General features: G+C 47.2%; 12 protein-coding genes and 5 tRNA genes. All 17 read right to left on the minus strand.

Annotation, left to right across the window (positions count from 1 at the left end; all coding sequences use genetic code 11):
* The coding region (rplL, locus tag PHF32_05160; GenBank protein MDD4560117.1) for a 50S ribosomal protein L7/L12 at positions 1 to 106 on the minus strand (106 nt) is incomplete at its 3' end.
* A gap of 33 nt (positions 107 to 139) precedes the next feature.
* Positions 140 to 676, minus strand: coding sequence for a 50S ribosomal protein L10 (rplJ, locus tag PHF32_05165; protein ID MDD4560118.1), 537 nt, complete (start codon positions 674 to 676; stop codon positions 140 to 142).
* A 16-nt stretch (positions 677 to 692) separates the two neighbouring features.
* Positions 693 to 1,397: a 50S ribosomal protein L1 gene (rplA, locus tag PHF32_05170; protein ID MDD4560119.1), complete on the minus strand. Its 705-nt coding sequence runs from the start codon at positions 1,395 to 1,397 to the stop codon at positions 693 to 695.
* A gap of 41 nt (positions 1,398 to 1,438) precedes the next feature.
* Complete coding sequence (gene rplK / locus PHF32_05175) at positions 1,439 to 1,870, minus strand: 50S ribosomal protein L11 (protein ID MDD4560120.1); 432 nt, start codon at positions 1,868 to 1,870, stop codon at positions 1,439 to 1,441.
* 25 nt (positions 1,871 to 1,895) lie between these two features.
* Entirely contained in the window at positions 1,896 to 2,429 is a 534-nt protein-coding gene (gene nusG / locus PHF32_05180; protein ID MDD4560121.1) for a transcription termination/antitermination protein NusG, read from the minus strand.
* A gap of 17 nt (positions 2,430 to 2,446) precedes the next feature.
* Entirely contained in the window at positions 2,447 to 2,632 is a 186-nt protein-coding gene (secE, locus tag PHF32_05185) for a preprotein translocase subunit SecE (GenBank protein MDD4560122.1), read from the minus strand.
* Positions 2,633 to 2,687: 55 nt separating this feature from the next.
* Positions 2,688 to 2,763, minus strand: a tRNA-Trp gene (locus tag PHF32_05190).
* Positions 2,764 to 2,784: 21 nt separating this feature from the next.
* Entirely contained in the window at positions 2,785 to 2,931 is a 147-nt protein-coding gene (gene rpmG, locus PHF32_05195) for a 50S ribosomal protein L33 (protein MDD4560123.1), read from the minus strand.
* Between the two features lie 23 nt (positions 2,932 to 2,954).
* Entirely contained in the window at positions 2,955 to 4,139 is a 1,185-nt protein-coding gene (tuf, locus tag PHF32_05200; GenBank protein ID MDD4560124.1) for an elongation factor Tu, read from the minus strand.
* A 102-nt stretch (positions 4,140 to 4,241) separates the two neighbouring features.
* Positions 4,242 to 4,317 (minus strand) — tRNA-Thr (locus tag PHF32_05205).
* Positions 4,318 to 4,359: 42 nt separating this feature from the next.
* A tRNA-Gly gene (locus PHF32_05210) sits at positions 4,360 to 4,436 on the minus strand.
* An 11-nt stretch (positions 4,437 to 4,447) separates the two neighbouring features.
* Positions 4,448 to 4,533, minus strand: a tRNA-Tyr gene (locus PHF32_05215).
* Between the two features lie 7 nt (positions 4,534 to 4,540).
* Positions 4,541 to 4,615 (minus strand) — tRNA-Thr (locus PHF32_05220).
* 784 nt (positions 4,616 to 5,399) lie between these two features.
* Complete coding sequence (locus PHF32_05225; protein ID MDD4560125.1) at positions 5,400 to 8,735, minus strand: chitobiase/beta-hexosaminidase C-terminal domain-containing protein; 3,336 nt, start codon at positions 8,733 to 8,735, stop codon at positions 5,400 to 5,402.
* A 423-nt stretch (positions 8,736 to 9,158) separates the two neighbouring features.
* On the minus strand, positions 9,159 to 10,286 hold the full coding sequence (locus PHF32_05230; protein ID MDD4560126.1) for a sodium ion-translocating decarboxylase subunit beta: 1,128 nt from the start codon (positions 10,284 to 10,286) through the stop codon (positions 9,159 to 9,161).
* A gap of 3 nt (positions 10,287 to 10,289) precedes the next feature.
* Complete coding sequence (locus PHF32_05235; GenBank protein MDD4560127.1) at positions 10,290 to 11,027, minus strand: biotin/lipoyl-binding protein; 738 nt, start codon at positions 11,025 to 11,027, stop codon at positions 10,290 to 10,292.
* Complete coding sequence (locus tag PHF32_05240; protein ID MDD4560128.1) at positions 11,024 to 11,869, minus strand: OadG family protein; 846 nt, start codon at positions 11,867 to 11,869, stop codon at positions 11,024 to 11,026. Before PHF32_05240 ends, PHF32_05235 begins: the two co-directional genes overlap by 4 nt.
* Positions 11,870 to 11,872 lie beyond the last annotated feature (3 nt).

The following is an 11,872-nucleotide window of genomic DNA, read 5'->3' on the forward strand; positions in this document are numbered from 1 at the left end:
CGGCGGATACGCCAAATATCTCTTCCATTTCTTTGACGAGTTCAGAGAGCTCAAGAACGGTCATTTCTTTAATCAGGTCAATTACTTGTTGTTTTTTATCGGACATCTTTCCTCCATCGGATATATAAATAATTCTTGATTAGCTGGCATCAGCTTGTTTTGTTGCGAGTGCGTCCACCGCATATATGAATTTGCGGATTACACCCTGGTTTACCGCCATGAACCCGGTGAGCGGAGCAGTCATGCTGCCCAGTACTTTGGCCAGTAGTTCATCACGGCTGGGAAGGGTAGCCAGAGCTTTAAGCTCTTTGGGGCTAAATACATGTCCTGCCACGTATCCGGCTTTGAAGCTGGGATAGTCGGCCTCTTCCATTACTTCTTTTATGAACTTCGCAATCACACGAGCGGGGGCAACTTCTTCTTCCAGGCATACAGCTACGGCAGTGGGGCCTTTCAGATAGTCATCCAGTTCGGTGATTCCCAGTTCGTTCAATGCAATTTTGAGCAGTGTGTTTTTCTGCACCAGATAATCCACCTTTTCTGTGCGGAAGCGGTTGCGCAGTTCATTCACCTGTTCGATGTTTATTCCCTTGTAATCCACTAGTACGATCGCTTTTGCGCTGCTCAGTCTTTCGACGAGGTTCTTTACAGTATCTACTTTGTATTGTTGAACCATGTTTTCGTGCCTCCCTTTAGCTCTTTGCTGCCAAGGTTGCGCTTGCGACCTGTAGTTTGATGCCGGGGCCCATGGTTGTGCACAGAGTGATGCTCTTAATAAAAACTCCCTTGAGGGTTGCAGGGCGTTCTTTGAGAACCGCAGAGAGAATGGCTTTCACGTTGTCTCTCAATTTGCCTTCTTCAAAGCTGATCTTGCCGGCCGGAACATGCAGGTTGGCGAATTTATCCACTCTGTAAGTGACCTTTCCGCCTTTTGCTTCTGCAACGGCTTTGGCAATATCCATGGTTACGGTTCCCACTTTGGGATTGGGCATCAGTCCGCGCGGACCGAGGACACGGCCTAATTTTCCGATACGTCCCATCAGGTTCGGAGTAGTGATGACCACGTCGAAATCGAACCACCCACCGGTGATTTTTTCCACGAGTTCATCTACTCCAACGTAATCGGCGCCAGCATTTCTGGCTTCGTCTGCTTTGTCACCTTCAGCAAAGACCAACACACGCATTGTCTTACCCGTTCCATGGGGCAGAACCAGCGAGTTTCTGATCTGCTGATCGGCTTTGCGAGGATCCACGCCAAGATTGAAGTGAATTTCGACCGTTTCGTCAAACTTCGGAGCCGGCAGGCTCTTGAGCAGTTTGAGTGCATCGTCGAGATCAAAACGTTTCTGGCGGTCATACATCGCATAGGCGACTTTGTACCTTTTACTATGTTTCATTGAATCTCCTTTATGAATACTATCTCCTGCACCGGGCGGGGTCACTCTTCGATGGTGACGCCCATGCTCCGTGCAGTACCTGCGATCATACTCATAGCGGATTCAAGGGAATGGCAATTCATATCCTGGATTTTGAGTTCGGCGATCGTCTTCAGCTGCGCTTGATTCAATTTCCCCACTTTGGCTTTGTTTGGGGTAGCGGAACCTTTTGCAAGGCCTGCTTCTTTTTTTATCAGTACGCTGGCTGGAGGAGTCTTGATCTCAAAAGTAAATGATTTATTCTTTGCTACGTAGATCACTACCGGAAACACCATTCCGGGTTGATCTTGAGTTTTATCGTTAAACTGGCGGCAGAATTCTGGTATATTCACACCAGCCTGACCCAATGCGGGACCGACCGGAGGAGCCGGAGTTGCTTTACCGGCAGGCAATTGCAGTTTTATGATTGCTACGGCATCTTTTGGTTTTGCCATGATTTATTTCCTCTTTGTATAATATCTATTTCTTAATCAGTTCTACTTGATTTCCATTAAGCTCTACAGGGGTGCGACGGCCAAACACCGTAACATCGATCACCAGCTTGTTGCCTTCATCGGCAGTTTTTTGCACGATGCCCTCAAAATCGGAGAAAGGTCCGGATATCACACGCACCAAGTCTCCCGGCATATATGAAAAAGTCTTGAAATCGCGATCCGGATCTGCTATGCCCAGCAAGCGATCCACTTCTTCCTGAGGTAGTGCGATGGGGTCTTTGTGTTCCTTGCTCATGCCCAAAAAACTGGTCACACCAGCCATGCTCAGGATATAGGTCTTCAGTTCCTGGCTCATTTCTGCTTCAAGGATCACATAACTGGTAAAAACCTTGCGTTCCCGCTCGATCTTCTTACCGTCCCGGATGACAAAAGTCTTGCGTACGGGCACCAATATCTGCCCGACGGATTTACCCAGTTCGGTTCCTTCCAGACCCTTTTCGATCGCGGTCTTTACCTTGTTCTCAAAACTTGAGTAGGTATGGATTACATACCATTTCATTGCCACAGGTCTTCCCCTTAAAACAGCAGTTCCAAGATCTTCGAAAAGCCAAAATCCACCAAGGAGAGAAAGATGGCCACGATGGCGGACATTACTATCACCACCACTGTACCCTCTTTGAGGTCATCCTTACCAGGCCAGCTAACCGATTTCATCTCAGAACGCACATCGCGGAAAAAGCGACTTACATTTTCAAATTTCATTTATCTCACCATTTTCCCCGGCGCATCGCCAAAAACGATCTCCGGAAAATAATGTTGGCAGGACAGGCAGGAATCGAACCCGCAACCCCCGGTTTTGGAGACCGGTGCTCTACCAGTTGAACTACTGTCCTGCAACATCTATTAATCAGCGTTTAGCGCTGTTTGTGATTTGTGTGTTTCCGGCAGGTGGGGCAATATTTCTTCAGCTCCATTCTGTTCGGATGCTTGCGTTTATTGCGCGTCGTGGTATAATTACGATTCTTGCACTCTTCGCAAGCCAGGATTACTATATCTCTCATCTTTCTTTTCCGGTTTGTACAGCTTACTCAATAATGCTGGATACAACACCGCTGCCGATGGTGTGACCACCTTCGCGGATAGCGAAGCGAAGTCCCTGCTCCATAGCAATCGGGGTAATGAGTTCGGCATTTATTTCCACGTTGTCGCCGGGCATAACCATCTTGATGCCTTCAGGCAGAGTGAGGGTTCCGGTCACATCGGTGGTACGGAAATAGAACTGGGGACGATAACCGGTTTGGAACGGTTTGTGGCGTCCGCCTTCGTCTTTGGTAAGAATATAGGTCTGACCAATAAACTTGGTGTGAGGAGTGATGGATTTCGGTTTGGCAAGCACCTGTCCGCGTTCCACGTCGGTCTTGGCAAAGCCGCGCAGCAGCAAGCCTACGTTGTCGCCAGCCTGAGCTTCATCCAGAAGCTTGCGGAACATTTCCACGCCGGTGCAGGTGGTTTCCACTGTCTCGCGGATACCTACGCGCTCGATCTTGTCGCCAACCTTCACCACACCGCGTTCCACACGACCGGTGGCAACAGTGCCGCGGCCGGGGATGGAGAACACGTCTTCCACGGGCATCAGGAAGGGTTTGTCAACAGCACGGTCAGGAAGCGGGATGTAGTTGTCCACAGCGTCCATCAAAGCCTGAATCTGAGCTTCTCCATCGGGATCCTGATTCAAACCTTTGAGGGCAGAACCGCGAATCACGGGAATTTCGTCGCCGGGGAATTCATATTTGTCAAGAAGTTCACGCACTTCCATTTCCACCAGGTCCAACAGCTCTTCGTCATCAACGAGGTCGCATTTGTTCATAAATACTACGATGGCAGGCACACCTACCTGACGGGCGAGAAGGATGTGCTCACGGGTCTGAGGCATGGGGCCGTCATATGCGCTTACAACGAGAATCGCACCGTCCATCTGAGCGGCACCAGTGATCATGTTTTTGATGTAGTCGGCATGACCAGGGCAGTCAACGTGGGCATAGTGACGAGTGTCAGTTTCATATTCAACGTGAGAAGTGGCAATGGTAATACCACGAGCCTTTTCTTCTGGGGCATTGTCAATACTATCGAAAGAACGGAATTTGGCTCCGCCCTTTTTTGAAAGGTAAGCGGTAATCGCCGCGGTGAGCGTGGTCTTACCATGGTCAATGTGACCAATCGTACCAACGTTTACGTGTGGCTTGGTACGTACGAATTTTTCTTTTGCCATTGTTCCTCCTGGAATTACTATTCCATGTCCTTGTATTATTCGCTATAAAAAATTTAGCCGGATTACAAAAGCTTCCGCAAACTTCGTAACCTGCTCTTAAAATGGAGCTCAAGACCGGATTTGAACCGGTGACCTCATCCTTACCAAGGATGCGCTCTACCTACTGAGCTACTTGAGCCTGTCTCTACGCCACCCAAAAAGAGATGACATTTAAAAAAAATGGAGCGGGAAACGGGGTTCGAACCCGCGACCCTCAGCTTGGAAGGCTGATGCTCTAGCCAACTGAGCTACTCCCGCTAAGGCAAATGTGGTGGAGAGGGGAGGATTTGAACCTCCGAAGTCGTCTGACGACAGATTTACAGTCTGTTCCCTTTGACCGCTCGGGAACCTCTCCACATCTATGGAGCCGATGAAGGGAGTTGAACCCCCAACCTATTGATTACAAATCAATTGCTCTGCCATTGAGCTACATCGGCGTAAGGTTTTGCCAATCAATTTCGAACCACTTTTTTTGTCAATTACTTTTTTTACGGCTCACTCTATGTTCTTGCTTTTATTCTTATTCATAACCTTGTTTTTCAGTCCCCGAAATATGTCAATGCTTTTCTTCTGCACACCTGAAAGATATCAGACATTATTACATCAGACTTAAACCCAAGTAATACACAGAGTTCACCCATACTACCTCTGTTTAAATAAGTTAAGTGGTGGCTTGGACTTCGTTGCATAGAATCCACCCCAGATATTGAAGTCCATTTGACCATATCACGTATAGGTAAACAATGAGATACAAAATATATAATGTTACCCTACCTGACGGTGTTAAAGTGAGGGGTTCCGTACTGGAGGATACCTTTCTACAATTTTCGGCGCTGCGGCGATCACCGGTACGAAAGACACCGTTCAGCCTATGTTTTATTCTATTTTCCTCCTCTGGGTTATCTAGAGATGAACCTGATATAGTCGGGTTATCATCGAGTGAGCATAGGATGATAACGCCTTTATATCTACTTCGGCACTGCTTTACATAAAGAGACATCTTGATGCTTTTTTTGTCCACAGATTTACCCAAATTATCGCGAATTGTCAGGCTCAACAGCGGAAGGTTTGAAGAGTATTACCGGGATCCCCACGGAAATGCGCAGTTTTTTTGTGAGGTAACTTCCGGGGTACCCAAAGCTGAGTACAGCGAAGCTTTGGGGCAAACCAAAAAAGCGGGACACCTTGTGGCATCCCGCAGATATGATTTATGTTTGTCAATCAGGGTAAAGCTATTACACGGTAGAATTTCTTTGATGCAGAAGGAGTAATCAGCATCTCAGTGTAACTTGTGGTACCCACCGTGGTGAACGCGGTGGCATAGGGATTATCCGCTGCTTCCACTCTGTAGCTAGTGGCGCCGCTAACCGCAGGCCAACTGAGATGCAGCATGGTATCCATCAAGGCGATATCCACCTCCGGGCTGCTCAGAGGCATTTCGATATCGCTAAGGAAACGGTGTCCGATCTGCATATCATCGCCGTATTGACCCACCAGACAGATAAGATTCACGGGATCGACTGGGATAGTAGTGCCAGCATAATCCGCACCAGTGAAGGTTCTCAGGACGAGGCTTCCGGAAGCATCCTCCACATTGATATTCTGAGCCGAGGATGAGAAGGTACCCGTCGATAAGAAGCTAATATCCATCACCTTGATCAGTTTGCACTGATCAGCACTGGTAAGGCTCGCCAAGGTTCGCACTTCCGGTTCCACAACGTTATTCGCAGAAGTAGCAGGACCGGGATCGGCAACGGGAATAAACTGCAGAAGTTGGTTATAAAGACTCAGATACCCTGTGATGCCTGTGATGCCATCATAAAGGTTGTAGGTACTCGTGATCACTGCTGAGTAATCGTCAATCAAGATAGCTGCAGTAGCATCTTGAATGTACTTCTGATTGCGGTTGCTCAGTTGGAATGTGAGTACAGCTTCACCGGTGAGAGTATAAACATATGTATTTCCGGTAGGTTGCGTTCTCAGGGCAGCGATATTGCTGATGGGAGTAGGATAAGCGTAGGTAGCTTCCACCACTATGCTGGGATCATATCCATCGGCGTAGGCTATGGCTTTGATAGTAGTGGAGGCAGAGATAGCGATAGGAGTGGAATAAATTGTACCATACGTTGCGGTGGGCTCTGAACCATCTGTGGTATAACGGATTACTGCATCAGGAGTAGAGCTGCTGAGGCTCACGTTGATCGGAACTAAATAAGCACCAGCGGGAGGATCAAATACAGGTGCAGAAGCCATAGGATTGCCCCCGGGATTGTAGGTGTGAAGACCCAGATCAGCAATGTAATCCTGCGCCATCACGATCCATTCACTATCTTCAGCATTGGTACCCTGTTGTGCTGCCCAGTTTGAGTTTCCAGTAGCAACTGTAGGTTTACGGATTAGGGTGTGATTCAGTGTGGCATTGGTAACACCCGCCACATTCCATGCAGTACCTGGATCATTACCGATTTCACCAATAACATCAATGATCGATTCATCCGGAATATATACCAAGGCTACAGCGTCGTCGCCATTAAAATAGGTAACTGTGGCGGTAACATCTGCCACATCCAGGATCGTCGGAATTGAGCTGGCGTTCGCTATAATAAACATACTAGCGTCTGCCAATGTGCCAGACAATGTAAGTGTATTACCCGGAGTGGTAGCTCCATTAGCATAGAGATCAACTCTATAATTGGAAAGAACTACAGGTGCTCCGGAAGCATTGTAGATCTCCAGAGCTTTGTTGTTGCTGCTACCCTCAAGATATTCGCTGAAGAACAGGTTTGCCGCTGGAGGGATTGGCTCAGTAACGGCACCGCTAAGAGTAATGGTTTGCTGATCTACTCCGGTGGAGCTGATGGTAATGGTTCCCGGATAATCCCCAATAGAAAGACCAGAGGTCAATCTTACATAAATTGTTTTTACATCAACGGTACTACTTACAGGAGTAAGGGAAAGACTGGTACTATAAAACGTGCCATTGCTAGAAACCCGATAGTTTGCTGATGCAACAATACTGATCGAGCCGCTCAAGTTTACTCCGCTCACTGTGAAGGTCTGGCTTTCGGATGGACCTTGGTCCACCTCATAATTGAATCCGCTGAGAGAAGAAGTACTTACTGTGACCACCGCTTGACCGGGATCCAGATTGTAGATATTGATGTTATCTACCTTCCAATATGTGTAGTTACCGGCAACAGCATAGTATTTAAAGGCAAAGAATACACTTGTGCCTGAGATGCCGGATAGATCCAATAGTCCGGAATTTGCCCAGACATCAGGTTCCGATGGTGATGTGAAGGAAATCTCTGTCCAAGTAGCGCTGCTGGGATTACCGACTCCAGCATAGTTTGTAGAGTAAAAAAGCTTCAAATAGTTATCAACTCCGGGAGTTCCATACAAACCCCATGTTTCAAAGCTCATCTTTTCGTATGAATTTAGGTTCATGTTCAAACCAGGCAGGATTAGCCAATCCTCTTCGGTATCACCAGAATTGTAACCATTTATTGCTGCTGTGCCATCAGTGTAGTACCAGGTTTTGGTGGGACCAGACACGCTATAGCTGTAGGTATCTCCCATATCCGCATCAAAGGTTTGGGTATATGGAATCGTGGCGTATTGCGGGGTCTCAATCACATAATCAGCCATTGCTATTGAACTGGGCTGATAGCCGCTTGCGTAGGCTATAGCCTTTACGGTCGTGCTTGTAGTAATCTGTATGGCTGATGTGTATTGGGTGCTGGCATCCGTAGGATTATCTCCATTCAATGTATAATAAATGCTCGCACCGGGAGTGGTAGTACTGATAGTAACACTCTGAGTAGTGTAATAAGTACCCGCTTCTGGATTGAAGGTGGGAGTTGCGGCAAAAGGAAGCCCCCCGCCTGTAACTGTGAAAGTATATTCTGGGATAACAATAGCTGTGTCACTGATGAAGTATTTTGTATTATCGGTGAACAGCATGAGTAGCTCACTTTTACTGCCAGTTACCGATATGATATCAATATATATACTACCATTTGCGAACACTGCGTTATCAACATCTGTAGTAGTTAACGTAATTGCTACAGAGTAGTCTGCTAGTACGGTTGGGATATCAGAAGTTGTAGAAGAATCTCCCCAACTGAAAGACTCTGTAGAAAATCCATACAACCAGGTAGAATCATTGTTTGTGGTAGGTGCAGTAGTGCCTTCATAAGCCAATACTTGGTCTCCGCTTGTAGAAAGGGTAAAACCCGAACTGGTTGTAACGGTACCAACATTAGCTGAGAAAGGGCTAACAAGGCCTATATGAACTACAGTTCCTGCATCAGTTTGAGCTTCGTTTGACCATGCAATGGTTCCTTCACCACTCCGCCAAGTCTCTGTCGTAGCATTCCAGGCATTATCGGTGAAGCTGATAACCGTATTTGCAGGGATATCAGTAAGAGTAACAAATGCCATGTATTTGCTTGCATCTGTGTGCACTGCTATGATGGCGATATCACCTGCTGCAAGCGCAAAAAGCCCACTGCCCATCATCAGGCTGAGCATAAACATAAAAAGTAGTTTCTTCATAATTCCTCCCTGAATTATGTTTTATATCACAAAATAAGTCCATGGGAATTGAGTCCCATATCCAAAAAAGTCGTTGTCCATGTGTTTATAGGCTGCCGATATTGGCATTATTGAGATGGCATATGCTCTCTGCGCACACAATCTCAATAGTATCATAAACTGATACCCTTACAATTTCGTCAACCAATTTCTTCTTATGAATTTGCTCATTCAGTACCTTTATCCCATTTACTCATTGCCATGCTTAATGGAATGCTATGGAACTATATCCACAACCACAGAGAATGGAATGTTTCGTTGCTGAGGGACATATGAGTCTAATCTGTCATCTGTTGAGCAGAGAAAAGCCCGGGATTTGAGGTCCCAAGCCATTGGTTATGCACCCTATATATCAATTGGCAATCATAGCGAGCAGGTTTCGCATCAGGAACCGAAGAGTCCCAATAGTACGCCGGCTGCTACAGCGGAGCCAACCACTCCTGCCACGTTTGGTGCCATGGCATGCATCACCAGGTAGTTTGCCCGGTCGTATTTCTGCCCCATCACCTGTGCTACACGGGCAGCGGCTGGAACGGCAGAAACACCGGCAGCTCCGATGAAGGGATTGATTTTGTTTTTGGAAAACAGATTCATGACCTTGGCAAAGATCACTCCGGATGCTGTTGCTACGGAGAAGCTTGCAGCTCCCAGGATAAAAATCTTGATGGTGGAAGGAGTCAGGAACACATCTGCAGTAGTCTTTGCGCCTACCGTGAGCCCGATCAGCACCGTCACCACATCTATCAACACAGATTTAGCGCTATTTGCCAGGCGATCTGTAACACCGCTTTCTTTGAGCAGATTACCCAGAAAGAGCATAGCTAAAAGCACAACTGATCCCGGAGCTATGAAAGTGGTTACGATAAATGCCACAATGGGAAAGAATATCTTTTCTTTCTTAGATACCACTCGCAGAGGTTTCATGCGGATCAGGCGTTCTTTTTTGGTGGTAAGCAGACGCATGATGGGTGGCTGAATAACCGGTACCAGTGCCATATATGAATATGCTGCAAGGGCAATTGAGCCTAATAGATGGGGTGCTAACTTGCTGGCCAAAAAGATCGAGGTTGGGCCGTCCGCTCCACCGATGATGCCGATGGAGGCAGACTCCAGGATAGTAAAGCCTAACAGGATGGATCCAATAAAGGTGGCAAAGATGCCAAACTGCGCTGCAGCACCCAATAGGATCAACTTGGGATTCGCAATCAGTGCGCTAAAATCCGTCATCGCTCCTACACCCAAAAAGATCAGGGATGGATATATTCCTTTGTTTACCCCAAAATACAGATAGGACAGCACAGAGCCTTCGCTCTGTACACCTAATCCTTGTTCCGCTACTCCGGGAATATTTCCCACGACCATACCGAAGCCGATGGGAACCAATAGCAGAGGTTCAAATTCCTTGCTGATACCCAGATACACAAAGAACAGTCCAGCGGCAATCATTATGATATCGCCAATTTCCACATTCAGGAATCCCGTTGTCTGGATAAATTGTAGAAGTTCCTGCATGCCTTAGTCCTCCAGCTCGATCAGGATGTCACCTTCCTGAACACTGTCGCCTTTGCTGATATTTATTTTACTCACTACGCCGTCCCGGAAGAAATGAATATCGGATTCCATCTTCATGGCTTCCAAAACCAATGCTACGTCCCCATTATGAACTCGCTGTCCCACATTTACCTTCACATCGATGATGGTGCCGGGGATGGGAGCTATCAGCTTTTTATCGCCTGCGGGACTTGCCACGGGAGCTGATCCAGATTGTGTTGCAAGGACTGCATCACTGCGGACTTGTCTGCGGGTCACAGTGGGGCTCTGTTTAACCTGGCCACCTTCCAGAATCATGAGGATGTCGCCTTCTTGAACCAAAGCACGTTCTTTGGCTACTATCTTTGCCACTTTGGCATCTACTGGCGAGGCAATCTCGGATTCCATCTTCATAGCCTCTATTATCATTATGGTCTGACCGCTCTTTACTTCATCACCTTCCTTTACCGGAATGGAGACAATCACACCGGGCAGAGGAGCACGCATCTCCCCCGAACCCAAGTCAAAATCGCTGTTAAATGCGGGAGCCATAGGTACGGCCTTTTCCTGACCGCCCAGTTTGGGAACATCACTGCTGTGGTCTTCTTCGATCTGCACCAAGTAGTCATGACCGTTTATATTTATCTTGGCATGAGAACTGCTGTATTCCAACACGCGAGCGTCATAGCGCTCACCGTTAATCAAGAGTTTATAGGTTTTCATTTGGGTCTCCTTACAGAAGTCATTTCGCGGTTTGGCATGCTGAGCACTGCACTTGCTCGCCATTGATTGGTAGGGGTGCGGCGGAAGGTAAGCACCATCTTGCGGCGTTCTTCCAGATCCATTCTATGCATATGCAGTGCCGTGATTGCAGCCACTATCACATTGCTGTTCAGGTCTTTGGGTGCGCTCTTCACTTTACCGGAACTGCTTACGGTGATCTTGCTCTCCTCATCTTTCTTTTTATTCAGATGTACCAATTGGCTGATGATAATACTGGTAATCAATAGCGCACTAAATACAATAAGTATGCCCACCAATGTCACAGATCCGCTATAAGAAAGGATGTGTTCATCAAAGTCTTCCTTCAACCCGCTAATCGTTTCCAGTTCGATATTCAGGGCCTGCAGGGATAAATTGTCCTGACTGGTATCCATGGAATCGTTGTATCCCAGCATCGCTTTCATCTTTTTGATAGGTATATCCAGCTTTGCTGCAACCGTGCCAAGGCTACTAAGCTCATTGAAGCCATAATCCACAGTCTGTTTTGCCAGAAAAGCCTGATATGGGGTGATGCCCAAGCGTCGCAAACTCATATTGTCCAAAGCTTTGTTTTCAGGTTCCAGGTTCAACGCATGCTTCCACCGAGCAATATCTTCGATTTCCAGCTTGACTGCCACATCTTTCAAAGTGTTACTATCCCGAAAGCCGAACTCTGATGCTACTTCCCGCTCGCGTGCCAAGACAAGGGAATCAGCATTGGCTTGCGAGCTATCCTGCATTAGGTCCTGCGCACACAAGAGCCAGGGCACAAGCAGCAGTATAAATAATGATATCTTACGCATCAT

The sequence above is a fragment of the Candidatus Cloacimonadota bacterium genome (genome assembly GCA_028706475.1).
Classification (GTDB): domain Bacteria; phylum Cloacimonadota; class Cloacimonadia; order Cloacimonadales; family Cloacimonadaceae; genus UBA5456.

Bases quoted from the DNA above. Each gene is read 5' to 3' on its own strand.
- rplJ (MDD4560118.1), bottom strand. From the start codon at position 676: ATGGTTCAACAATACAAAGTAGATACTGTAAAGAACCTCGTCGAAAGA.
- rplA (MDD4560119.1), bottom strand. From the start codon at position 1,397: ATGAAACATAGTAAAAGGTACAAAGTCGCCTATGCGATGTATGACCGC.
- rplK (MDD4560120.1), bottom strand. From the start codon at position 1,870: ATGGCAAAACCAAAAGATGCCGTAGCAATCATAAAACTGCAATTGCCT.
- nusG (MDD4560121.1), bottom strand. From the start codon at position 2,429: ATGAAATGGTATGTAATCCATACCTACTCAAGTTTTGAGAACAAGGTA.
- secE (MDD4560122.1), bottom strand. From the start codon at position 2,632: ATGAAATTTGAAAATGTAAGTCGCTTTTTCCGCGATGTGCGTTCTGAG.
- rpmG (MDD4560123.1), bottom strand. From the start codon at position 2,931: ATGAGAGATATAGTAATCCTGGCTTGCGAAGAGTGCAAGAATCGTAAT.
- tuf (MDD4560124.1), bottom strand. From the start codon at position 4,139: ATGGCAAAAGAAAAATTCGTACGTACCAAGCCACACGTAAACGTTGGT.
- PHF32_05225 (MDD4560125.1), bottom strand. From the start codon at position 8,735: ATGAAGAAACTACTTTTTATGTTTATGCTCAGCCTGATGATGGGCAGT.
- PHF32_05230 (MDD4560126.1), bottom strand. From the start codon at position 10,286: ATGCAGGAACTTCTACAATTTATCCAGACAACGGGATTCCTGAATGTG.
- PHF32_05235 (MDD4560127.1), bottom strand. From the start codon at position 11,027: ATGAAAACCTATAAACTCTTGATTAACGGTGAGCGCTATGACGCTCGC.
- PHF32_05240 (MDD4560128.1), bottom strand. From the start codon at position 11,869: ATGCGTAAGATATCATTATTTATACTGCTGCTTGTGCCCTGGCTCTTG.